This window comes from Paenibacillus artemisiicola, from assembly GCF_017652985.1.
Taxonomy (GTDB): domain Bacteria; phylum Bacillota; class Bacilli; order Paenibacillales; family Paenibacillaceae; genus Paenibacillus_Z; species Paenibacillus_Z artemisiicola.
Genome location: NZ_JAGGDJ010000010.1, coordinates 43,255 through 66,777 on the forward strand (window position 1 = coordinate 43,255; position 23,523 = coordinate 66,777).

Annotated in this window: 26 protein-coding genes; 25 read left to right on the forward strand and 1 reads right to left on the reverse strand. The window is 62.0% G+C overall.

What is annotated here, in order from left to right; translation table 11 throughout:
- Window position 1 precedes the first annotated feature (1 nt).
- Both I8J29_RS14795 and murC read left to right on the forward strand, forming a co-directional pair.
- Window positions 2-1,378: a bifunctional folylpolyglutamate synthase/dihydrofolate synthase gene (locus I8J29_RS14795; protein WP_208848341.1), complete on the forward strand. Its 1,377-nt coding sequence runs from the start codon at window positions 2-4 to the stop codon at window positions 1,376-1,378.
- A gap of 7 nt (window positions 1,379-1,385) precedes the next feature.
- Complete coding sequence (murC, locus tag I8J29_RS14800; protein WP_090641705.1) at window positions 1,386-2,780, forward strand: UDP-N-acetylmuramate--L-alanine ligase; 1,395 nt, start codon at window positions 1,386-1,388, stop codon at window positions 2,778-2,780.
- A gap of 340 nt (window positions 2,781-3,120) precedes the next feature.
- On the opposite strand, the gene I8J29_RS14805 is transcribed toward murC, so the two are convergent.
- Window positions 3,121-3,453, reverse strand: coding sequence for an ArsR/SmtB family transcription factor (locus tag I8J29_RS14805; RefSeq protein WP_208848342.1), 333 nt, complete (start codon window positions 3,451-3,453; stop codon window positions 3,121-3,123).
- A 131-nt stretch (window positions 3,454-3,584) separates the two neighbouring features.
- Here I8J29_RS14805 and I8J29_RS14810 point away from each other — a divergent pair, with 131 nt between their 5' ends.
- From I8J29_RS14810 to pheA, 23 genes are all read left to right on the forward strand, one after another.
- Window positions 3,585-5,072: an SPOR domain-containing protein gene (locus I8J29_RS14810; RefSeq protein ID WP_208848343.1), complete on the forward strand. Its 1,488-nt coding sequence runs from the start codon at window positions 3,585-3,587 to the stop codon at window positions 5,070-5,072.
- A 62-nt stretch (window positions 5,073-5,134) separates the two neighbouring features.
- Window positions 5,135-5,377 carry a DUF4321 domain-containing protein gene (locus I8J29_RS14815; protein WP_208848344.1) on the forward strand — a complete coding sequence of 81 codons (243 nt, stop codon included), beginning with the start codon at window positions 5,135-5,137 and terminating at the stop codon, window positions 5,375-5,377.
- A gap of 34 nt (window positions 5,378-5,411) precedes the next feature.
- Window positions 5,412-6,041 (forward strand): Maf family protein, encoded by a 630-nt coding sequence (locus I8J29_RS14820; RefSeq protein WP_208848345.1) that lies wholly within the window; start codon window positions 5,412-5,414, stop codon window positions 6,039-6,041.
- Window positions 6,042-6,082: 41 nt separating this feature from the next.
- Window positions 6,083-6,775: a RadC family protein gene (gene radC / locus I8J29_RS14825; RefSeq protein ID WP_208848346.1), complete on the forward strand. Its 693-nt coding sequence runs from the start codon at window positions 6,083-6,085 to the stop codon at window positions 6,773-6,775.
- Between the two features lie 45 nt (window positions 6,776-6,820).
- Window positions 6,821-7,855, forward strand: a complete 1,035-nt coding sequence (locus tag I8J29_RS14830; RefSeq protein WP_090641696.1) for a rod shape-determining protein — start codon at window positions 6,821-6,823, stop codon at window positions 7,853-7,855.
- Window positions 7,856-7,937: 82 nt separating this feature from the next.
- On the forward strand, window positions 7,938-8,786 hold the full coding sequence (gene mreC / locus I8J29_RS14835) for a rod shape-determining protein MreC (protein WP_338113176.1): 849 nt from the start codon (window positions 7,938-7,940) through the stop codon (window positions 8,784-8,786).
- Entirely contained in the window at window positions 8,783-9,307 is a 525-nt protein-coding gene (gene mreD / locus I8J29_RS14840) for a rod shape-determining protein MreD (protein ID WP_208848347.1), read from the forward strand. The genes mreC and mreD overlap by 4 nt, the downstream gene beginning before the upstream one ends.
- A gap of 65 nt (window positions 9,308-9,372) precedes the next feature.
- Entirely contained in the window at window positions 9,373-10,032 is a 660-nt protein-coding gene (locus I8J29_RS14845; protein WP_338113167.1) for a septum site-determining protein MinC, read from the forward strand.
- Window positions 10,033-10,051: 19 nt separating this feature from the next.
- Window positions 10,052-10,843, forward strand: a complete 792-nt coding sequence (gene minD, locus I8J29_RS14850) for a septum site-determining protein MinD (protein ID WP_208848348.1) — start codon at window positions 10,052-10,054, stop codon at window positions 10,841-10,843.
- Between the two features lie 7 nt (window positions 10,844-10,850).
- On the forward strand, window positions 10,851-11,999 hold the full coding sequence (locus I8J29_RS14855; RefSeq protein ID WP_208848349.1) for an FtsW/RodA/SpoVE family cell cycle protein: 1,149 nt from the start codon (window positions 10,851-10,853) through the stop codon (window positions 11,997-11,999).
- A gap of 87 nt (window positions 12,000-12,086) precedes the next feature.
- On the forward strand, window positions 12,087-12,875 hold the full coding sequence (locus I8J29_RS14860) for a hypothetical protein (protein ID WP_208848350.1): 789 nt from the start codon (window positions 12,087-12,089) through the stop codon (window positions 12,873-12,875).
- An 86-nt stretch (window positions 12,876-12,961) separates the two neighbouring features.
- Window positions 12,962-13,951 carry a M23 family metallopeptidase gene (locus I8J29_RS14865; protein WP_208848351.1) on the forward strand — a complete coding sequence of 330 codons (990 nt, stop codon included), beginning with the start codon at window positions 12,962-12,964 and terminating at the stop codon, window positions 13,949-13,951.
- On the forward strand, window positions 13,944-14,831 hold the full coding sequence (locus tag I8J29_RS14870; protein ID WP_208848352.1) for a site-2 protease family protein: 888 nt from the start codon (window positions 13,944-13,946) through the stop codon (window positions 14,829-14,831). Before I8J29_RS14865 ends, I8J29_RS14870 begins: the two co-directional genes overlap by 8 nt.
- 42 nt (window positions 14,832-14,873) lie before the next feature.
- Window positions 14,874-16,097 carry an Rne/Rng family ribonuclease gene (locus tag I8J29_RS14875; RefSeq protein ID WP_208848353.1) on the forward strand — a complete coding sequence of 408 codons (1,224 nt, stop codon included), beginning with the start codon at window positions 14,874-14,876 and terminating at the stop codon, window positions 16,095-16,097.
- 301 nt (window positions 16,098-16,398) lie between these two features.
- Window positions 16,399-16,710 carry a 50S ribosomal protein L21 gene (gene rplU, locus I8J29_RS14880; RefSeq protein ID WP_090641683.1) on the forward strand — a complete coding sequence of 104 codons (312 nt, stop codon included), beginning with the start codon at window positions 16,399-16,401 and terminating at the stop codon, window positions 16,708-16,710.
- An 11-nt stretch (window positions 16,711-16,721) separates the two neighbouring features.
- Window positions 16,722-17,063, forward strand: a complete 342-nt coding sequence (locus I8J29_RS14885) for a ribosomal-processing cysteine protease Prp (RefSeq protein ID WP_090641681.1) — start codon at window positions 16,722-16,724, stop codon at window positions 17,061-17,063.
- A gap of 14 nt (window positions 17,064-17,077) precedes the next feature.
- Complete coding sequence (gene rpmA / locus I8J29_RS14890) at window positions 17,078-17,383, forward strand: 50S ribosomal protein L27 (protein WP_090641680.1); 306 nt, start codon at window positions 17,078-17,080, stop codon at window positions 17,381-17,383.
- 264 nt (window positions 17,384-17,647) lie between these two features.
- Window positions 17,648-18,253, forward strand: coding sequence for a Spo0B domain-containing protein (locus tag I8J29_RS14895; RefSeq protein ID WP_208848354.1), 606 nt, complete (start codon window positions 17,648-17,650; stop codon window positions 18,251-18,253).
- A 17-nt stretch (window positions 18,254-18,270) separates the two neighbouring features.
- Entirely contained in the window at window positions 18,271-19,599 is a 1,329-nt protein-coding gene (obgE, locus tag I8J29_RS14900; RefSeq protein WP_208848355.1) for a GTPase ObgE, read from the forward strand.
- Window positions 19,600-19,780: 181 nt separating this feature from the next.
- Window positions 19,781-20,218: an ACT domain-containing protein gene (locus tag I8J29_RS14905; protein ID WP_090641674.1), complete on the forward strand. Its 438-nt coding sequence runs from the start codon at window positions 19,781-19,783 to the stop codon at window positions 20,216-20,218.
- A 25-nt stretch (window positions 20,219-20,243) separates the two neighbouring features.
- Window positions 20,244-21,530 (forward strand): homoserine dehydrogenase, encoded by a 1,287-nt coding sequence (locus I8J29_RS14910; RefSeq protein WP_090641673.1) that lies wholly within the window; start codon window positions 20,244-20,246, stop codon window positions 21,528-21,530.
- A gap of 124 nt (window positions 21,531-21,654) precedes the next feature.
- On the forward strand, window positions 21,655-22,629 hold the full coding sequence (thrB, locus tag I8J29_RS14915) for a homoserine kinase (RefSeq protein WP_208848356.1): 975 nt from the start codon (window positions 21,655-21,657) through the stop codon (window positions 22,627-22,629).
- Window positions 22,626-23,507 (forward strand): prephenate dehydratase, encoded by an 882-nt coding sequence (gene pheA, locus I8J29_RS14920; protein WP_208848357.1) that lies wholly within the window; start codon window positions 22,626-22,628, stop codon window positions 23,505-23,507. Before thrB ends, pheA begins: the two co-directional genes overlap by 4 nt.
- Window positions 23,508-23,523 lie beyond the last annotated feature (16 nt).

Here is a 23,523-nt window from a genome sequence, read left to right on the forward strand (position 1 = left end):
CATGAGCGAACATCAAGACGCACGCACGGCGGGAACGCTCGCAACCTACGAGGAAGCGCGGCAGTGGATCGAAGGGCTGGTGCCGTTCGGCATCCGCCCCGGTCTAGAACGGATCGAGAAACTGATGGAACTGACGGGCCATCCCGAGCGCCGGCTGAAGTTCATTCACGTGGCCGGCACGAACGGCAAAGGCTCCGTCTGCGCCTACCTGACGAGCGTCCTGCTCCGCTGCGGCTATGACGTGGGGACGTTCACCTCCCCATATATCACGAAGTTTACGAATCGTTTTCAATATAACGGCGCCGACATTCCGGAAGAGACGCTGCTCGCCCTCGCGAACCGGCTGAAGCCGCTTGTCGAGGAGATCGCGGAGACGGAGCTCGGGTCGCCGTCGATGTTCGAGGTGGCGACCGCGCTCGCGATTCTGTACTACGGCACCGTAGCGTACCCGGACTTCGTCGTCTGGGAGACGGGACTCGGCGGCCGGCTGGACGTGACGAACGTCGTAACCCCGCTCGTCTCGGTCATCACGAACGTCGGCCATGATCACATGGACATCCTCGGCGACTCGCTGGAGGCGATCGCGCGCGAGAAGGCCGGCATCATCAAGGCGGGCGTGCCGGTCGTCAGCGCCGTCGACCAGCCGGGTCCCGCGGCCGTCGTCCGCGAAACCGCCAAAGCGAAAAACAGCACGCTCTATCTACTCGGGGAGCAATTTCGCGAGACGGCGTCGCAGGTCGGCGAGAACGCGCAGACGTTCCGCTTCGATGGCCTGTTCCGATCCATTGACGAGCTGACCGTCACGCTGAACGGCGCGCACCAGCGGACGAACGCGGCCGTCGCCGTCATGACGCTGGAAGTCATGCGCCAATACTATGCGCTGATCCTGGAAGACGAGGATTTGAGGGAAGGGCTTCGCGCCGCCGCTTGGCCCGGGCGGCTGGAGATGATCGGCGATTCGCCGCGCGTGCTCGTCGACGGCGCCCACAATCCCGAAGGCGCGCAGGTGCTGGCGGCGGCGCTGCGGGACACGTACGCGTACGAGCGTCTTCACATGATGATCGGGATGCTCGCGAATAAGAATCATCGCGATACTCTGCGGCATATACTACCTCTAGTGAATACGCTTGTCGTGACAGAAGCGGATTTTCGCAAGGCGCTGCCGGCCGCCGACCTTGCCGCGCTGGTCCGGGAGCTTCGCGACGAGGCGGGCTATGCCTTCGAGCTTATCGTGGAGCCGGACTGGAGAGCGGCGCTGGAACGGCTGAAATCGGTCGCCGGCCAAGGCGATCTGGCCGTCGTGACGGGCACGCTCTATTTGATTGCCGACGTCCGCTCCCAATTGCTCTATAATCAGGATTCTGAAAAAGGGTGGTGAACCGTCTTTGAATACAGCAGAACACGTTCATTTCATCGGAATTGGCGGTTACGGCATGAGCGCGATCGCGCGGGTCATGCTGGAGATGGGCTACAAGGTGAGCGGCTCCGACGTTGCGAGACAAGAGCTGACGGAGAAGCTTGCAGCCAAAGGGGCGCGGATTTTCATCGGCCATGAGCCGGGGCATGTCGCGGGAGCCGATCTCGTCGTCTATTCGACGGCGCTGTCCCGGGACAATGTGGAGCGCAAAGCGGCGGAGGAGCAAAACATCCCGATTCTGCACCGCGCCCAAATGCTGGCCAGACTGATGAACAACGGCAAAGGCGTCGCGGTAGCGGGCGCGCACGGCAAAACGACGACCTCGTCGATGATCGCGCTCGTCATGGAAACCTGCAAACAGGATCCGACGTTCATCATCGGCGGCGAAATCGTCAATGTCGGCACGAACGCCAAGGCCGGCAAAGGCGAGTACGTCGTCGCCGAAGCGGACGAGAGCGACGGCTCGTTCCTGCAGTATCATCCGACGATCGCCATCGTCACGAACATCGAGCCGGACCATCTCGAGAACTATGACGGCGATTTCAACAAGCTGAAGGCGGCGTACGTCCAGTTTCTGAACCAGGTGAAGTCCGGGGGCAGCGCCATCGTCTGCGCGGACGACGAGAACGTCCAGGCGATGCTGCCGGAGCTCGTGGCAGGACCGCTCGGGGAGAAGGGCGTGCTGACGTACGGCATCGACCGGGACGCCGTGTACCGGGCCGCGAACATCGAGCTCGGCGACCGTAAGGTCGCGTTCGACATGACGAAGCAGGGGCAGCCGCTGGGCCGGATCGAACTTTCCGTGCCGGGCCGCCACAACGTGTATAACGCCATGGCGACCGTCATTACGTGTCTGGAAGCGGGCATACCGTTCTCGGCCATCGCGGAGGCGATCGTCGATTTCCGCGGCGCGAAGCGGCGGTTCCAAGTGCTGGGCGAAATCAACGATATCCTCGTCATCGACGACTATGCCCACCATCCGACCGAGATTCAAGCGACGATCAGCGCGGCCAAGTCGACGGGCAAACGGATCGTCGCCGTCTTTCAGCCGCAGCGTTATACGCGGACGTTCTTCCTGCTCGAGCAGTTCAGCCGCGCGTTCGCCGAGGCGGACGAGGTACTGATTACCGACATCTACTCGCCGGCCGGCGAGCAGCAGATCGAAGGCGTCAATTCCAAGCGGCTCGTGGAGCTGATCATCAAGAACAGCAACGCGAATACGCGCTATTATCCGACGAAGGAAGAAGTGCTAAGCGTGCTGACCGAACGGGTGAAGCCGGGCGATCTCGTCATTACGATGGGCGCGGGCGACATTTGGAAGGTGGCCGATTCGCTGGCGAAGACGCTGCGCGGCAAAGCTTAGCTAGCCCAGGCTCGCAAGAGGCTTGTCACGAACATACGACGCACAAATAGAAAGCCGCTCCTCGATATCGACGCCGGGGGCGGCTTTCCTTCGTTCCGGGGGAACGGCGTGGTTGTGAAGATGAATCGGCTTCGCGGCGATTCCCGTAATCGCGGGTCAGTTCCGAAACGAAAACAAGCCCTCTCGCTTCCGATCGAAAGCGAGAGGGCCGTACGATTCGCATAGGCTTGCCATCGGAGCCGAGAGGCTCGCGATCGCTTGCGGAAGCGGAAAGCCGGCGCGGGGGTTCGCCGCCCGGTTCCGGATCCTCGATAGACGCAGCCGGTTCCGCCCGGCCCTCCTATTCGCCGTCCGGCTGCTTGGGCTTGCTTTGAAGTTCCTGCAGGTAGTCGTCGAGCTGGTCGAAGCGGTCCTCCCAGACGCGCCGGAACGATCCGAGCCAGGCGTCCAGCTCCTGCAGCGGACGGGTTTCCAGCATGTAGATCCGCCGGTTGGCGGCAGGCTGGACGCCGACGAGTCCCGCATCGTGCAGCACGCGCAGATGCTTCGAGACTTGAGGCTGCTGAAGATGGAGCTTCTCGGCGATATCGCCGACCGGAAGCGGGCCGTCGCGCAGCAGCTCGACGATGTGTAGCCGATTGGGCTCGGCAAGCGCGCTTAACGTTGCGTTCATGCTATTAATATACCCCAAAGGGAATATGCCTGTAAAGGAATATGCTGGAAACGATTCGCGGAAGGCTCGTCATAATTCTCTCAACGTTCTCATAGACTTGTACTAGAGTACGCGGACAAGGAGAGATTGCCATGAGCACGAAAGGACGCATTACCTATCGTTTCGACCAGCAGACGGGAGCCCGCGTGGAGCCGGCCCAACCGAAAAAAACGCGCGCATCGGAGAACGATGCCGCTTCCTATTTCCAAGAAGAGCTGACGTTCGCCGCCGACGTCGGCGCCTGGGACAGCCCGTTCCAGGACGATGCCGGCGCGCTCGAGCGGCTCATCCGCGAAGCCGACGGCCAATTCGCCGGCCGGCAGCCGCAGGGCCGCGCGGGGCATGCGGCATCGTCTTCGCCGCGGAACCAGCCGCAGCCGATCGACGCCGCTCCGCGCATGCACGACGCCGAGCTGCCGCCGCACGCGCCGCAGCCGATGCCGGAGCTGGCCGCCTTCGCGCCGGACGATGCGTTCGGGCGGCAGGACGCGATTCTGCTCGGCGACGAGGACGAGCCGCGGGAGCGGGCTGACAAGCCGCTTGCGGTCTATGCGAAGCGCGGACCTGCTCCGGTGATCGATCTGTATCCGCTGATCGAGATCGACGAAGACGTCTACGCCGGCCGGCAAGGCAAGGGAAAAGGCGCCGCCGCGTATCCGCTCGGCTCGGGCAGGCGGCCGTCCCAAGGCCCGTCCTGGTTCAAGGTGTTCGCTTCGGTCGCGGGCGCGATCGCCACGGGCGCGCTGTTCGGCTATTTCGTGCTGACGCTGTTCACGAGCGGCGGGGGAACCGATGCCGGGGGGACGAACGGCGGCTCCGTTCCGGCCGTCAGCGGCGACGTAACCGGCGGCGGCAAAGGCGCGTCGGATACGGCGAACGCCGGGAAGGCGCCGGCGGCGGATGCCGGCAGCGCGAAGGACGGCGGCAAGGCGGCCGGCGGCGCGTCGAATGCCGGGTCCGCGGCGACCGTAAAGGTCGACGTGCCCGCGGAATCGTATTTCATGCTGCAGTACGGCGTCTTCAGCAATAAGGACGGGCTCGATGCGGCCGCGGCGGAGCTCCGTGCGAAAGGGCTCGCCGCCGCCTCGCTGACGTCGAAAGACGATTTCCGCATATACGTCGGCATGTCGACGGACCGGAGCGAAGCGGATCTGCTCGGTCAGACGCTGGCCGGGATGGACGTGTACGTGAAGCAGGTCGATTTGCCCGCTTTGTCGGCGATTCCGTATGGAGGCAAGGCGGCGGACGCGCAGACGTTCTTCCAGGATACGGCTGAGCTGCTCGCCAAGCTGGACGCCATGACCGTCGCCGGGCTGAGCGGCCAGCCGTCCCCGGGAGGAGATTGGGTGGCGCTGCACCAGCAGTGGACGGAGTCCGCGTCGCGCGTGGAGGCCGGCATGGCGGCCGGCAAGGACAAGGACGCGCTGCACAAGCTCGTGCAAGCCGTCAATACGGCGGCCGTCGCCGCGGGCGAATACGGCAAGAAGCCGTCCGAGGCGTACCTGTGGTCGATGCAGACGGCGCTCATGAACGCGGTCTTCATCCAGAAAGCCTGGTTTGAATCGATCGGATCATTGTAAAGCGTTCCCGGGACGCGTATAATAAAACGTACGTGTCAAAAAATGGCGAGGGACGTTGGAAGATGAAGAAAAATTTCTGGGTATTGCTGCTGTTCATCGTAATCGGCCTGCTGGCCGGGGCGCTCATCGCGCGTTCGCTGGCCACGGTTCCCGGACTTTCGTTTCTGACGAAAACCTATCCGATCGTTTGGTCGCCCTCCGCGGACCTGCTCGTGCTCAGCTACGATTTCACGCTGCGGATCCATGTCAGTCTGCTGAGCATCGCCGGCCTCGCGTTCGCCATTTGGCTGTACCGTAAACTATAGGCAGCCGCATGCAGGCCAAAGGAGCTTTGCCTTTATGGAACGATCCTCTACCAAGCCAACCGAACATTTGCGCCAGCTGGTGCTGGCTTCGTCTTCTCCCCGCCGGCGGGAATTGGTCGCTTCACTCGGCCTTTCCTTGCCGGTTCTCATTTTGTCCAGCGACGCGGACGAGAGCACGCCGTCCGATTGGACGCCGCCGCGCATCGTCGAGCAGCTCGGCCTGCGCAAGGCGCGGGCGACCGCCGCGATGCTCGCGCCCGAGGACGCCGCGTCCTCGCTGGTCGTCGGCGCCGACACGGTCGTCGTCCTGGACGGCGAGGTGCTGGGCAAGCCCCGGGACCGCGCGGACGCGATCGGCATGCTGAGCCGGCTGCAGGGGCGCGCGCACGCCGTGTATACCGGCGTCGCGTGCGTCGACGCGCGCACCGGCCGGGAGCGGATCGCGCACCGCCGGACGGAAGTCGTCATGAAGCCGCTGGACGCCGGACTGATCGAACGTTACGTCGATTCCGGCGAACCGATGGACAAGGCGGGCAGCTACGGCATTCAAGGCCGGGCCGCCGTGCTGGTCGAGCGGATCGACGGCGATTATTTCAACGTGGTCGGCCTGCCGCTCTCGCTGCTGGCGGACATGCTGTCCGAATTCGGCATCCGCGTCATTTAAGTTAACCGCTTACGCACCCATTCAGAAAGCAGGGAACATCCATGGAAGCCGAACAGCCTTACGTGCTTCGCGGCATCCCCAACGAAGACCGACCTAGAGAACGCCTGATGACCGTCGGGGCCGACGCGCTCAGCCATGCGGAATTGCTCGCGATTCTGCTGCGCACCGGAACGAACAACGAATCCGCCGTCCTTCTCGCGACGCGGATCCTTCACCAATGCGGCAGCCTGCGGGGGCTCGTGGACATGAGCGTCGCCGAGCTGACCCGGATCCGCGGGATCGGTCCCGCGAAGGCGGCGCAGCTCCGCGCGGGCATCGAGCTCGGACGCCGCATCGCCCGGAGCCGGCAGGGAGATCTGCCGACGATCCGAAAGCCCGCGGACGCCGCGAATCTTATGATGGAAGAGCTCCGCTATTTGAAGCAGGAGCATTTCGTCTGTCTATACCTCAATACGAAAAATCAAGTCATCCTGACCGAAACCTTATCCGTCGGCACCCTCAACGCGACGCTCGTCCACCCTCGCGAAGTGTTTCGCGCAGCCATCAAGTGCAGCAGCTCCTCGCTGATCTGCCTGCACAATCACCCCAGCGGCGATCCCACGCCGAGCCCCGAAGACATCGCCCTTACCAGACGCCTGGCCGAAGCCGGCGAGCTCGTCGGCATCGACGTGCTCGATCATTTGGTAATAGGTGACAATCGCTTTATCAGTTTGAAGGAGCAAGGCCACCTGTAATATAATAAGAAGGATTGTCTTACGATAGAAAGGAAGATACAGCTTATGTTTGGTGGTTTTTCGAAAGATCTCGGAATCGATTTGGGTACGGCTAACACGCTCGTCTATGTCAAAGGAAAAGGAATTGTCGTTAGAGAACCGTCCGTGGTCGCTCTGCGTACCGATACGAAAAAAATCGAAGCCGTCGGCGAGCACGCCAAAAAAATGATCGGGCGCACGCCGGGCAACATCCGCGCGATCCGTCCGATGAAGGACGGCGTCATCGCCGACTTCGACACGACATCCACGATGATCAAGTACTTCATTCGCCAGGCGCAGAAGAGCCGCTCGCTGTTCCCGCGCCATCCGAACGTGATGGTCTGCGTGCCGTCGGGCATTACGGCCGTCGAACAACGCGCCGTCAAGGACGCGACGGTCCAAGCGGGCGCGCGCGAAGCGTTCACGATCGAGGAGCCGTTCGCGGCGGCGATCGGCGCGGACCTGCCGGTATGGGAACCGACGGGCAGCATGGTCGTCGACATCGGCGGCGGCACGACGGAAGTGGCCGTCATCTCGCTCGGCGGCATCGTGACGAGCCGCTCCATCCGGATCGCCGGCGACGAGATGGACGAAGCGATCATGCAGTACATCAAGCGGATGTACAACCTCATGATCGGCGAACGGACGTCGGAACAGCTGAAGATGGAAATCGGTTCCGCGCTTGCCCTGGAGCAGCAGGAGACGATCGAAATCCGCGGCCGCGACCTGGTGACGGGCCTGCCGAAAACGCTGCCGATTTCGTCCGACGAGATTTGCGAGGCGCTCGGCGACACGGTCAACGCGATCGTGGACGCCGTCAAGATCACCCTCGAGAAGTGCCCGCCGGAGCTGTCGGCCGACATCATGGACCGCGGCATCGTCCTCACGGGCGGCGGCGCGCTGCTCAAGAACCTGGACAAGCTGCTCGCGCGGGAAACGGGCATGCCGGTCATCGTGGCGGAGAACCCGCTCGATTGCGTGGCGATCGGAACCGGCAGAGCGCTCGACAACATCGATCTGTTCAAAACGCGCGGAGGCCCGGTATCCCGTTCCAAGAAGTAATCCGGTAATGGCAGTCGGGGAAAACGGATGAGCGAAATGGGCGGGTGAAACGAAATTGTTCAATTGGATGCGCAACAAACGGATGTTTGTGCTCATGATCGTTTTTATTATATTCGTCGCCGTGATGGGCTTCTCCATCGGCGACCGGAAGAAGCTGACCTGGCCGGAGAATTTCGCGCTCGACACGTCGGGCTTCTTCCAGCAATGGCTGTACCGGCCGGCCGGCTACGTGTCGGACCTGGTGCACGACCTTACCCATCTGCGGGAGGTTTACAAGGAAAACGAGCAGCTGCGCATCGCTGCCGCCGCCTACGCGCGGGATAGCATCAAGTATAACTTCATGGAAGCGGAATTGAAGCAGCTTCAGGACGATCTGAGCTTCACGGAGAACCAGAAGAAGCTGAACAACTACAAGTACCTCATCGCGCAAGTGGTGGCCGTGAACAACGATCCGTACGACGAGACGATCCGCATCAATCTCGGCTCCAAGGACGGCATCAAGCCGAACATGGTCGTCGTGACGAACAAAGGCCTGGTCGGCTTGACCACCCGGGTCGATCCGTTCTTCTCGTCCGTCATGCCGATAACGAAGCTGAACGTCAACTCCACCGACACGAAGCAGATCGCCGCCACGGTGCTGGGCAAGGAGAACGATTCGTTCGGCATCGTCGACAACTACGACAGCGAGACCGGCAAGCTGTCGATGTCCAAGATTTCCGAGCACGATCCGCTGAAGAAGGGCGACACGGTCATTACGTCCGGCAAGGGCAACGTGTTTCCGCGCGGCGTCGTCATCGGCACGGTCGACAGCAGCCAGGTCGGCGATTTCGGCTTGACCTACACGGCGACGATCACGCCCGCCGCCGACTTCGATCACTTGACGGAAGTATTCGTCGTCCAGACGCCCGATCTGGGAGACGAGACGCCATGAGCCTGCAGCGCATTATCGGGGTCATGCTGCTGTTCTTTCTGACGGAAGGCACGCTCTTCTACTGGCTCGTGCCGGATGATATGGTGGGACGCATCGTGCCGCATTTTACGCTGGCGTTCGTGCTGTTCGCCGCCCTTTACCGGGGCCGGCATTCCGCGCTGCTGCTCGGCCTGGCGTTCGGCCTGCTGCAGGATTTGGCGTTCTACGGCCGGATCCTCGGCGTCCATTCCTTCGCGATGGGACTCGTCGGTTATATGACCGGCCTGCTCATGGAGCGCAAGCGCAGCACGCTGCTGATGGCGCTGTCGATGATCGGGCTGTCCACTCTCGTCTACGATACGGTCGTCTACTTCGTCTACAAGGTGTTCCGCTTGACGGACCAAACGTATGAATGGGCGCTGTCGCAGCACATCATTCCGAGCCTGTTCCTGCAGCTGCTGTTCGCGCTCGCGCTGTACGTGCCGGCCAGGCGGTGGTTCGAAGGCAGCCTGAGGCCCAAGACGGAAGAAGACGAAGATTGACGCGCCCGCGAGCAGGAATACGCGCCCAAGGGCAAGAATCGTATAGAGAGAGGGGTGGGGCGAGCGTGACCGAGAAGCAGCATATTACCATAAAAGGCGTCAAGGAAGGACTGATCTTCCTTCTCGACGACAATTGCGAATTTTCCGACTTGATGAACGAGCTGCAGTACAAATTGGAAAAGTCGCATCAACAGCTGCTGACAGGTCCCATCGTTCACGTGCAGGTGAAGCTCGGCACCCGTCAGGTCAACGAAGACGAGAAGGAACGGATCAAGACCGCCATCCGTCAGCAGGGCAACCTGCTCGTGCAGTCGATCGAGAGCGAAGTCCGTCCGGAGCCGAAGCCCGAGGACGGCAACAACGTGAAGCTGCTGGCGGCCATCGTCCGCAGCGGGCAGACCGTCGAGCACGACGGGAACCTGCTGCTCATGGGGGACGTCAATCCCGGGGGCACGGTTCTGTGCACCGGCGATATCTACGTGCTGGGCGCTCTTCGCGGGCTTGCCCATGCCGGGTACAAGGGACGCAAGGACACCGTCATCGCGGCCTCCTTGCTGAAGCCGACGCAGCTGCGCATCGACGACGTGATCAGCCGTCCGCCGGACGAGTGGATCACGGGGGACGCGATGATGGAGTATGCGTTCTTGAGCGAAGGCGTCATGAAAATCGATAAAATCGCGCAGCTGCAGCGCCTGCGGAAGCTGCCGGTCGTGTTTAGAGCTTGAGCGGGGGAGTGTGAAAGTCATGGGGGAAGCGATTGTAGTCACGTCGGGCAAGGGCGGAGTCGGCAAGACGACGACTTCGGCCAATATCGGAACGGCGCTCGCTTTGCTTGGCAAAAAGGTTTGCATGGTCGATACCGACATCGGCCTGCGCAATTTGGACGTGGTCATGGGCCTCGAGAACCGCATCATCTACGATTTGATCGACGTCGCCGAAGGCCGCTGCAGGCTGAACCAGGCTTTGGTGAAGGACAAGCGTTTCGAGGAGCTGTACATGCTGCCGGCCGCCCAAACGAAAGACAAAAGCGACATCACGCCCGAACAGGTCAAGGACATCGTGCTCGAGCTGAAGAAGGAATACGACTATGTCATCATCGACTGTCCGGCCGGCATCGAACAGGGCTTCCGCAACGCGATCGCCGGCGCCGACCGCGCGATTATCGTGACGACGCCGGAGAACGCGGCCGTCCGCGACGCCGACCGCGTCATCGGTCTGCTGGAGCAGTCGCAGGTGCCCGCGCGGCTCGTCATCAACCGGATCCGGGCCAATATGGTCCGTTCGGGGGAAATGCTGGACATCGACGAGATTTGCCAGGTGCTCGCCATCGATCTGCTCGGCATCGTCCCGGACGACGAGAAGGTCATCAAGGCGGCGAACGCCGGCGAGCCGACCGTCATGGATCCTTCGTCCCGCGCAGCCATCGCTTACCGCAACATCGCGAGACGGATGCTCGGCGACATGGTGCCGCTCATGCCGCTCGAAGAGAAGGCGGGCGTCATGAAGCGATTCCGCAAGTTTCTTGGAATAGGATGATTCGGAAGTGCTGAATAAACTGAAAAAAATCGACGTGAGCATGATCCTCATCCTGCTGGCGTTTACGGTCGTCAGCACGCTGCTCGTGCACAGCGCGACCTACGGCAACCCGGATTACGCCAATTACGACGTGCGTACCGTCATTTTCTACGTGCTCGGCTTTTTCGTGGCGCTGGTCGCGGCTCTTTTCGATTACCGGCTGTACTTGAAGGCCTGGTACGTGCTGTACGGGTTCGGTTTGATTATGCTGGTCGTCGTCTATTTGACGGCGCCCGAAATCAACGGCGCGAAGAGTTGGTTCCAGCTGCCGGGCGGTCTGCAGTTCCAGCCGGCCGAGATGGTGAAGATCATTCTGATCATCACCGTCGCGTACCTGATGGGCAGGCGGCAGGGCGACCCGCTGCGCGTGCGTCAGGATTTGTTCGTCGTCGCGGCGTTCTCGTTCGTGCCGTTCGCGCTCGTCATGATCCAGCCCGACTTGGGCAATGCCATCATTTATTTGGTCATCGTGCTCGGCATGCTGTGGATCGGCAACGTTCGGTACACGCACGTGCTGCTCGGTTTGACGATCGTCGTCGGCAGCCTCATGGTCTTCATGTTCCTGTTCAATACGTATAACCAGCAAATTCACGATTACGCGGAAAGCCATCATAAGCTGCACTGGTACGAACGGATCAACGGCTTCATCAACCCGGAGACGGCTTCCGAGAAGGAAGTGTATCAGGCCCAGAAGGCCAAGATCGCGATCGGCTCGGGCGGCTTGACCGGGGACGGGTACATGAAGGGCGAGTCCAAAAACCGCAAGTTCATTCCGTATCCGTACTCCGACGCCATCTTCGTCGTCATCGGCGAAGAATTCGGGTTCCAGGGAGCGGCCGTCGTGCTGATGCTCTACTTCCTGCTGATCTACAGGATGATCATCATCGCCTTCCAGTGTTACGACTTGCGGGGATCGTTCATCATCATCGGCATCGTGTCGATGTACGTCTTCCAAGTCTTCCAGAACATCGGCATGATGATCGGGCTGATGCCGATCACCGGCATTACGCTGCCGTTCATCAGCTACGGCGGCACGTCGCTGCTGCTCAACATGCTGTGCATCGGCATTGTCTTCAGCGTGAAGATGCATCAGGAGAAATACGAACTGGCCACTTGACCGTCCGGCATCGCCGGGCGGTTTTTCTCATTGTCGCGGAAAGGACGAATACAAGCATTCGCAATAGGGTTCGAAGGAGGAACGACCATGTTCGCGCATTACGTAGGCATCGATTATTCCGGCAAAGGGCTGCCCTCGCAGCGGCATACCGCGATCCAAATCTTCGAGTCGGACGCGGCCGGCCTGCCGGTCCGGGCAATGGGCCGGAGCAGCTGGTCCCGGGCAGGCGCGTTCCGCTACTTGGCGGATCGGCTGCAGGAGCAGCGCGGCGGCGGGCGGGGGGCGATGATCGTCGGGATCGACCACGGCCTGTCGTTCCCGCTGTCGTACTTTCGGGAAGCGACGGCGGTCAAGCCCGCATTCGGCACCTGGTGGGATTTCATGCGGCATTTCCACGCGCTGTGGGGCGCGGCGAAAGAACGGCCGGTCTCGTCCGTCGCCGCGCCGACGCTGCCGTACGGCCATCCGGCGGAGCTGCGGCTGACCGAGAAATTCACGTCCTCGGCCAAGAGCGTGCTGAATCTCGATCCGAGGCTCATCTCGGTCGCGTTCTCGACGCATGCCGGCCTCCCGTGGCTCTACGAGCTTCGCCGGGACTACGCCGACGTGCTGCACGTCTGGCCGTTCGACGGGCTGCTGCCGGAAGCGGGCAAGAGCGTCGTCGCCGAGGCGTATCCGTCGCTCTTCTACAACCGGTACGCGTATCCGGCGGAGCTCGCGAAGCGGGACGAGCGCGACGCGTACGCGGTGTCCTGCTGGCTGCGCGAGCAAGACGCCGCCGGCACGCTGCCGCTCTATCTCGCGCTGCAGACGCTGACGCCTATGACGCGGGAGAAGATCGTGCCCCTGGAAGGCTGGATTCTCGGCGTTCTGTAGCGGACGATCCCCTTCGGTCAACTCATAACCCGTCCCGGCCGCTCATATACTGGAATGAACAAGCCGTATAGGTGGAGGGATCGGTTATGAGTACCCGCAACAGCATTCGCGACCGCCGGCAGGAACGCATCCGCCGGATTATGCAAGACAACGCCGAACGCGCCGGACAGACCGCGCACCGGCAGGCGGAGCCGCGGCCGGGGCGCGGGCCGCGGCCGGACGCGCCTTTCGCGCTGCCGGCGGGGACGTCGCGGCAGGAGAATGGCGCCGGGCTGCCGGACAGGCTGCCGGCTTTGCCCGCGCGGCAGCGGGACGAGCAAGATCCGGAGCGGATGTGGAAAGCCAATCCGAATCCGTGGGAGACCGCCGGCTGGAACATCGCCCCCTTGCCGAGCAAAGACGTCAAGGCCGCCAAGCACGGCGGCCCGCCGCCGGAGCGTCCGGGCGGCTATCGGTTCATCGTTCGGGGGCTTTTCATTCAGTCGGCCATCGCCGCGGCGCTATTCGCGATCGTGTTCGTGATGTTCAAATCGGATTTGCCCGTTGCCAAAAAAGGCCAGGAAGCCGTCACGTCCGCCTTAACCGAAAACATGGATTACTCCGCCGCTTCGTCCTTGTACCGCAAATGGTTCGCCGGGGCGCCTTCGTTCATCCCGATCTTCGGGGACGGCAAGGACGAGGAATCCCGGCTCGCGGAAGGCGCCGTGGAGCTGCCGATCGTGTCGCCGCTGCCCGCCGGCACGCTCGTGCGTTCGTTCGCGGAGACGCTGAGCGGCGTCGATATCGCGGGCAGCCCGGAACAGACGGTGCTGGCGGCCGAGACGGGCCGCGTCATCCTCGTCTCGAAGGACGCGGACGGCGGCGATACCGTCGTCGTGCAGCACGCCAAAGAGCGCGTGACGGTGTACAGCCATTTGAGCGGCGTCATCGTGGTGGCCAACGACTGGGTCGAAGCCGGCAAGACGCTCGGCAAGCTGCAGGCGTCGAAGGAGGAAGGCGGACAGAGCTTGCTCTACTTCGCCGTAAAGGAGAAAGGCCGATACGTCGATCCCGCGGACGTCGTTCCGATTGATTAAGCTTGGCGGCATCCGGTGGTCCGTTCATCCGCTCTTCGTGCTGGTCATGCTCGCTTCCGTCGTTACGGGTTATTTCGCCGAGCTCCTGACGCTGTTCGCCATCGTGCTCGTTCACGAGCTCGGCCATGTCTTCGCGGCGAGGGGGTTCGGCTGGACGGTGCGCGAGGTGAAGCTGCTGCCCTTCGGCGGGGTGGCGGAGGTCGAGGACGGGAGCGGGCTGCCGGCCAGGGAGGAGGCGCTGGTGGCGATCGCCGGCCCTCTTCAGAACGCGTGGATGGCGGGCGCCGCCTGGCTGCTCGGGCATACCGGCGCGTGGGATCCGGCCTGGGCGGCTTACGTGTACGAAGCCAACCTCATGATCGGGCTGTTCAATCTGCTTCCGATCCTGCCGCTCGACGGCGGGAAGCTCATGCTGGCGGGTCTCAGCCGCACGCTGACGTTTCACGCCACGCTCGTCTGGGGTACAAGAATCAGTCTTCTCTTCAGCGCGCTGATGGTCGCGAGCGCGATCGTGCCCGCCGTGACGAGCGGCAACGCGATCCATCTGCATCTCAACCTGATCGCCGTCGGCGTCTTCCTGCTGATGAGCAATTGGACGACCCGCCGCAACATCCCGTTCCTCTTTCTCCGCTTCCTGACGAACCGCGCGTCTGCCGCGTCCAAATCGGTGACCCGCGGGACGTGGGCGTTTCCGATCATCGTGCCGAAGGGCTATACGGTGCTCGCCGCGCTGCGGCTGTTCAAACGGGACAGCTACCATTTGATCGTCGTGATGGAGGAGCAGGGGGACGTGCTGGGCGTGCTGCCGGAGCAGCGGCTCGTGAGCGGATTTCTATCGGACGGAAAAGCGGACCGTGCAGTCTTGGAGCTTTTCATGTAAAATAGGTATCCGTGGAGACCGACCGAGGCAGGAGGTCATGGAATGAAAAAAATGCTCGTACACGGTCAGAAAGACATGCTGCAAATCGCCATCGTCGACGATCATGCCCTGCAAGAATATTATATGGAAAAAACCGAAAACGCCGGCCAGCTCGTCGGCAGCATCTATAAGGCGCGCGTCGTGAACGTGCTGCCCGGCATGCAGGCGGCCTTCGTCGATATCGGACTGCCGAAGAACGCGTTTCTGTACATCGACGACGTGCTGCATCCGCACCTGGAGCGCCAGCCGAAGGAGAAGCCGCAGATCAACCGGCTGCTCCAGCCCGGCCAGGAGCTGCTCGTGCAGGTAATGAAGGAACCGCTCGGCGGCAAAGGGGCGCGGGTCACCACGCATTTCTCCCTGCCGGGCCGGTTCCTCGTCTATATGCCGATTGCCGATTACATAGGCGTCTCGAAGAAAGTAAGCACGGAATCGGAACGTTCCCGCATGCGCGCGATCGGGGAGCGGATCCGTATGCCCGGAGAAGGCGTCATCATGCGGACGGCCGCCGAAGGCGAAAGCGTGGAGTCGCTGGAGGAAGACGTGCGGTTTCTGCGCGAGCTCTGGCAGGAGATCCGCAACCGCGGCGAATCGGCTTCGGCGCCGATGCTGCTGCATCGCGACGCCGATCTCGTGCACCGGCTGGTCCGGGATCTGCTGACCGCCGAGATCGATCAGATCTGGATCGACGACGGCGCCGTCTTCCGCAAGACGAAGTCCATGATGAAGCGGCTGGCGCCTGCCATGCTCCCGAGGCTGCGGTTGTTCGAGCCCGTGATCGGCGGCGCTTCGCTCTTTCAGCAGGCGCATATTCACGAGCAAATGCAGGAGGCGTGCCAGCGCCGCTACCGGCTCAAGTCGGGAGGCGACCTCGTCTGGGACGCGACCGAGGCGCTAACCGTCATCGACGTCAACACGGGACGCTTCGTCGGCACCTCCGACCTGGAGGATACGGTATTCCGGACGAACTTGGAGGCGGCCGAGCAGATCGCGCGGCTGCTCCGGCTCCGCGACGTCGGCGGCATCATCATCGTGGATTTCATCGACATGGAGCAGGAGCTGCACCGGGAACAGGTCATGGGGCTGCTCGAACGCTGCGTCCGTTCCGACCGGACCAAGTGCCAGGTCGTCGGCTGGACAAGGCTCGGCCTGCTCGAGATGACGCGCAAGAAGGTGCGCGAGCAGAAGGCGCCGCCGGCGAAGGAAGCGACGGGTAGCAAGGAGTAGCAAGGAGTAGCTGGAGCTAGAAGAAGTAAGGAACAGCGAGAAGCATCAAGGAGCAGCAAGAGATAGCGGGGTACTTAGGCAGCGGAAAGCTTCTTGGCAAGCCGCGGCCGCGCGGCCGGGCAAATACCTGATTTATGCGTTGCTATCGGGCATGATATGTGTTATTATGTTATGGTGTCTGCGATTGAGATAGGCGAATTGCAAACGCGTTTACCGCACAGAACGGGTTATGAAGCTCGCGCGAGCTCCGCTTACGCGGCACCTGAATCAGGCGAGTCTTCGATATAAGGAGGTGCAACACATGTTTGCAATCATTGAAACGGGCGGAAAGCAATACAAAGTACAAGAGGGCGACGTACTGTACATCGAGAAACTGGATGCCGCAGAGGGCACGAGCGTCACGTTCGACCGCGTATTGGCTGTTTCCAAAGGCGAAGAGCTCGTTACGGGCACGCCGGTCGTATCCGGCGCTACGGTAACGGCAACCGTCGAGAAGCACGGCAGAGGCCAAAAAATCGTCGTTTACAAATATAAAGCGAAGAAAAACTACCGCCGTAAGCAAGGTCACCGTCAACCGTACTCCAAAGTAACGATTGGCAAGATCGAAGCGTAAGAGGCAACGCTATGATTACGGTCACCATTGCGCGGCAGTCCGCCGCCGATCGACGGATCGTATCGTTCGCGATAGAGGGACATGCCAAGTTCGCCAATCCGGGCAAAGACATCGTTTGCGCCGGCGTGTCGGCCGTATCGGTCGGCACGGTGAACGCGATCGAAGCGCTGGCGGGCGTCGAGCTCCCGGCTTCGATGAAGAGCGGCTGGCTCCGATCCGAAATCCCCGCCGGAGCGGATGCGGATTCCGACGCGAAGACGCAGCTGCTTCTGGAGGGCATGATCGTGATGCTCGAATCCATCGCGGCCTCGTACGGCAAGTTTGTCGTCATTCATCAACAATTTCGTCAATGAAGGAGGGAACATCCATGTTGAAACTGAATCTTCAGCTCTTCGCTTCGAAGAAAGGCGTAGGTTCGACGAAGAACGGACGCGATAGCCAATCGAAACGTCTCGGCGCAAAACGCGCCGACGGCCAGACGGTAACGGCGGGAAGCATTCTTGTTCGTCAACGCGGAACGAAAGTTCATCCGGGCAACAACGTCGGCATCGGCAAAGACGATACGCTCTTCGCGAAAGTGGAAGGCGTCGTGAAATACGAACGTTGGGGACGCGATCGCAAGAAAGTCAGCGTTTACCCGGTTGCAGCGGCAGCGGTCGCTGCGGCGGAATAAGAAACACTCCCCGGTCTGCTCGCAGGCCGGGGTTTTCTTTTTTTTGCCGGAGAGTCGGCGCCGCTAAATCGGCGACAGCCGCCCTAGCCTTGTGCTATACTGTTAAGGTTAGGAAAGAATAGGAAAGTAGGCTCGGTCGTCATGAATCGCATCCGATATTACGCGGCCGCTTCCGTTATCCTGCCGGCGGCTGCGGTTCTGGTTTGGCCTATGCATCGATGGCTTATAGCAATTTTTCTGGCGTGGACGGCGTGCGCGTGGGTATTGTGGAACCGCTCTCTCGCGGCGGAGCAGGCCGGACGGCGCAAGGATGCGGAACGCGCGATGCAGCGGGCCGCGATCGCGACGCTGAATCACCACCGGCATGATTGGATGAACGACCTGCAAATCGTCTACGGCTATATTCGGATGGGCAAGACGGATAAGACGATCCAGTGCGTGGAACAGATAAGGGAACGGATGCAGACGGAAAGCAAAATCGCCAAACTCGGGGTCCCCGCGTTGGTGCTGTTTTTGCAATCGTTCCGCACGACGACCAACGCGATGGTTATTGACATGGACATCGACGGAGAAGTGAACCTGGCCGAACTGTTCCCGAACGGCGAACGGGCGGCGCATGCGATCATAGAACTGATTCGGGCATACCGCGAAGCGGCGGCGTCGAACGGCGGGGAACCGGCCAAGCTGCTGGTGGATTTGTCCGCGGAGGAAGACAAGCTCATGCTGTCGTTCTACTTCGACGGCGAGCTGGCTTCCGGCGAGACATGGAAGAAGAATTGCGAGCTGGCGCTTAAGGGCACCCCGCTGGAGCCGACGGAATGGGATCCGGCAAAAGGGACGCTCATGCTTGAGGCGCAGCTTGGGAAGTAAACGGAGGAAGCAAAGACATGTTTGTCGATAAGGCGAAAATATTCGTTAAAGGCGGCGACGGCGGGAACGGCATCGTCTCGTACCGCCGGGAAAAATACGTGCCGCAGGGCGGGCCGGCCGGCGGCGACGGCGGCAAGGGCGGCGACGTCATCTTCCGCGTGGACAGCGGCCTCAGGACGCTGATGGATTTCCGCTACCAGAAGCATTTCAAGGGCGAGCGGGGCGAGCGCGGCAAAGTGAAGACGATGCACGGGTCGAACGCGGAGGACATGGTCGTCCGGATTCCGCCGGGAACGGTCATCCTCGACGACGATTCCGGCGAAATTCTCGCGGACATGACGACGCACGGCTCGGAAGTCGTCGTAGCCCGCGGCGGACGCGGCGGACGCGGCAACACGCGGTTCGCGACGGCGAGCAACCCGGCGCCGGATTTCGCGGAGAACGGCGAGGAAGGCGAAGAGCGCTGGATCATTCTGGAGCTGAAGGTCATGGCGGACGTCGGGCTCGTCGGGTTTCCGAGCGTGGGCAAGTCGACGCTGCTGTCGATCGTGTCGGCGGCGCAGCCGAAAATCGGCGCTTATCACTTCACGACGATCTCGCCGAATCTCGGCGTGGTCGACGTCGGCGACGGACGCAGCTTCGTTATGGCGGACCTGCCGGGGCTGATCGAAGGCGCGCACGAAGGCGTCGGACTCGGGCACGACTTCCTGCGCCACGTCGAGCGGACGCGGATCATCCTGCACGTGCTGGACATGTCGGGCTCAGAGGGGCGCGATCCGTACCAGGATTGGGTGACGATCAACCAGGAGCTGGAGCTGTACAACGCCGCGCTCGCGACGCGGCCGCAGATCATCGTCGCGAACAAGATGGACATGCCGGAAGCGGAGGAGCAGCTCGCGCTGTTCCGCGAACAGCTGGCGGCGCGCGGCGACGAGACCGAGCACCGGATCGTGGCGATGTCTTCGCTGACGAAGCAGGGCGTGCAGGAGCTGCTTTACAAAGCGGCCGACCTGCTCGAGACCGTGCCGGAGACCCGTCAGATCGAGGAAGTGCGGGACGTGGCCGAACGCAAGGTGTTCCGGCTGGACCAGGAAGAAGACCGCTCCTTCAAGGTCGGCAAGGAGAACGAAGGTTTCTACGTGGAGAGCCCGTACATCGAGAAGTTCATGAAGCGCGTCAACCTGAACAATTCGTACGACGCGATCATGCGGTTCGCGCGGACGCTGCGGATGATGGGCGTCGACGCGGCGCTGCGCAAGATCGGCGCGAAAGACGGCGATATCGTTCGCATCGGGGATTATTCGTTCGAATTTTTCGAGGGAAGCGACTTCTATTACCACGATTAGCATCCCGGAGCCCGGCTGCCGGAGCCCCGTCTGCCCTGTTGCAGGCGCGGCTCGCGGCGGCTTTTTTCGTTTGGGCGGCGGGCGCGAGGGGACGGCAAGGAAATGTCTATTGCCGCGGCTTCGTTTATTGGTTATAATGTCCTCTATGGAAGAACAGATGTCTTTGATGGGAGGACGGCCAGTGGAGGAACGATATTACGTCGTTCGCGAGGATATGCTGCCGGAAGCGATCGTGAAGACCATCCAGGTCAAAGAAATGCTTCGCCGGGGCGAAGCCGCCACCGTTCACGAAGCCGCCGAACGGGTCGGCCTCAGCCGCAGCGCCTTCTATAAGTACAAGGACGGCGTCTACGCGCAGAACCAGCTCGCGCGCGAGACGATCGTCACGATATCGATGGATTTGGATCATCGTTCGGGCGTCCTCTCCAAAGTGCTCGGCCTCGTGGCCGGCTCCGAAGGAAACGTGCTGACGATCCATCAAACGATCCCGCTTCAGGGACTGGCAAACGTCGTCATTTCCGTTGATACCTCGCTCATGCGCGGCGCGCTGTTCGATTTTTTGGAGGCGCTCCGCAGGCAGGACGGCGTCCGCAAGGCGTCCATCATCGGCCAAGGATAGATTTTAACGTTGGAGGGTAAACGGAATGAAACCGATTAAAGTAGGATTGCTCGGACTCGGCACCGTGGGAACGGGCGTCGTGCGCATCGTGGAAGGCCATCAGACGGACCTGCAAAGCCAGGTCGGCTCCCCGATCGTCATCGAGAAGGTGCTCGTGCAAAATAAAAGCAAGGCCAGATCCATCAGCATCGATCCCGCGAAATTGACCGAGGACGCATGGGACGTCATTCATCATCCCGACATCGACGTCATCGTCGAAGTCATGGGCGGGATCGAAACGACCCGGACGTACATTCTCGAAGCGCTGGCCCGCGGCAAGCACGTCGTGACGGCGAACAAGGACCTGATGGCGCTGCACGGACCGGAGATTCTCGCCGCCGCGCAGGAGAACCGCTGCGACGTGCTCTACGAAGCGAGCGTGGCCGGGGGCATCCCGATCATCCGCACGCTGATCGAAGGCTTCTCCTCCGACCGGATCACGAAGATCATGGGCATCGTGAACGGGACGACGAACTATATTTTGACGAAGATGAGCCAGGAAGGCGCGGCCTATGCCGACGTGCTGAAGGAGGCCCAGGACCTCGGCTACGCCGAAGCGGATCCGACCTCCGACGTGGAAGGCTTGGACGCGGCGCGCAAAATGACGATCCTGGCGACGCTCGGCTTCCGCGCGAACGTGGCGCTCGAGGACGTCGACGTCAAGGGGATTTCGGCGATCAGCCGCGAGGATATCCTGTACGCGAAGCGCCTCGGCTACGAAGTGAAGCTGCTCGGCATCGCGGAGCGCCAGGACGATTACATCAGCGTCGGCGTGCAGCCGACGATGGTGAAGACGTCGCATCCGATCGCGTCCGTTAACGGCGTGTACAACGCGGTGTACGTCTATGGCGAGGCCGTGGGCGAGACGATGTTTTACGGCCCGGGCGCCGGCGAGCTGCCGACGGCCACGTCCGTCGTGGCGGACCTGGTGGCGGTCGTGAAGAATCTCAAGCTCGGCGTGAACGGCAAGCAGGAATTGCTTGCCTATAAAGAAAAGAAGCTCAAAACCGACGAGCAGATCGCCTCGAAATACTTCATTCTGCTGCACGTCGCCGACCGCGCCGGGGTGCTCGCCCAGATCACGCAGGCGTTCGCGGAGCACGAGGTCAGCCTGGAATCCGTGGTGCAGCAGCCGAACCCGAACATTCCGGAGGCGGAAATCATCATCATTACGCACGACGCGAGCAAAGCGGCCGCAAACCGCGTGCTGAATTCGTTCGAACGGATGGACGTCGTGAAGACCGTCAAGAGCGTGTACCGCGTGGAAGGCTAACAAGCCGCTCTCGCTTGCGGCGAGACGGCGACGGGCAAGCAATACAATACGCAGCGGATGAACAGACCTGACAGGGCAGCAAAGGTTAAGGACGCCATCCGTCAATTATGGAGGGTGCGGTAGGATGAGAAACGGCCAGGTATTGGTGAAGGTTCCGGCCAGCACGGCGAATCTCGGCCCGGGCTTCGACACGCTTGGCATGGCCTTGTCGTTGTATTCGTGGATCGAGATGGAACCTGTCGAAGGCAACACCGTCGTCGAACTGTACGGCGACGATTTGGGCGGCATACCGACGGACAAGACGAATTTGATCTACAAGGTCGCGCAAATGGTTTTCGCCGAAGCCGGCGTCGACATGCCGGAGCTGCGCATCGCGATGTACAGCGACATCCCGCTGACGCGCGGGCTCGGCAGCAGCGCCACGGCGATCGTCGGCGCGCTCGTGGCGGCGAACGCGTTGTCCGGCGGCAAGCTGGGCGAGGACGAGCTGTTCCAGATCGCTTCGCGGCTGGAAGGCCATCCGGACAACGTCGGCGCTTCCCTCTTCGGGGGCATCGTCGTATCCTCCTGGGACGGCGAACGCGCCGAGAAGGTCCGCCTTGAGCCGCATGCCGACCTGGAGGTGCTGGTCGCGATTCCGGCGTTCCAGCTGCAGACGGAGAAGGCGCGGCACGCGCTGCCCGCGAAGCTGGACCTGAAGGACGCGGTCTACAACGTCGCGAACAGCTCGCTGCTCGTCGCGGCGTTCGCGAGCGGCCGGCTGGACCTCATTCCGTTCGCCATGCGGGACAAGCTGCATCAGCCGTACCGCGCGCCGCTCGTGCCCGGCATGTCGGTCATCCTGGAGCGGGCGACCGAGCACGGCGCGCTCGGGGCCGCCTTGAGCGGAGCGGGTCCGACGCTGCTCGCGCTCGTCGACCGCAAGAGCGCGCGGAAGGCGGAGCTCGAAGCGTTCCTGCTCGATACGCTGCGCGCGCACGGCATCGAGGCGGAGACGAAGTGGCTGACGCCGGACAAGCGCGGTCCCGAGCTGACCGCGGGAGCGGCCGGCAACCAAGGTTCCTTCATGGAACGGATCAAAGGAGAAGTCAACGCATGATAAGCGCATCGTGTTTGACCAAAGGATCGACGTCGGACGAAGCCGCTCGGCTGATGCTGAACGGCCTCGGCGTCGAAATCCGGTACGAGTACCACCGCATGATCGCGGACGTCTTCCTGTCCACGGCGGAAGGCCGGACGGATTATGCCGTCATTCCGATCGAGAACACGATCGACGGCTCCGTCAGCCTGCATACCGACTGGCTCGTGGACGAGGTGAACCTGCCGATCCAGGCCGAATGGGTGTATCCCTCCATTCAGAACCTGATCGGGGCTTCCGCGGAATTGACCGAGACGGACGGCAGCCTGGCGTACGGGCGCATCGTGAAGGTCATGAGCCATCCGGTGGCCATGGCGCAGTGCACCCAATATTTGAAGCGGCATCTGCCGCATGCCGAGCTGGAGCATGTCGGAAGCACGTCGGAGGCGGTCCGCATCGTCCGCGACAATCCGGGACGCGGCTGGACGGCGATCGGCCAAGTGTCCGCCGCGGCCGACAACGGCCTCGACGTGCTGGAATCGGCGGTGACCGACCACGACAACAATTACACCCGGTTCCTGCTGGTCGGCCCGAAGCCGTTCGCGCTGCGGACGTCGGAGAAGCATAAGACGACCATCCTGGTGACGCTGCCGGAAGACTACCCGGGCGCGCTGCATCAGGTGTTGTCCGCCTTCTCGTGGCGCCGCATCAACCTGTCCCGCATCGAATCGCGGCCGACGAAGAAGAAGCTCGGCAATTATTATTTTCTGATCGACATCGAAATGTCGACCGACACGGTGCTGCTGCCGTCCGCCATCGCCGAAATCGAAGCGATCGGATGCCAAGTGCGCGTGCTCGGCAGCTACCCTAGCTTTTCGTTCGAAGCTTTGCGGCCGTAACGACGAACCTATTCCG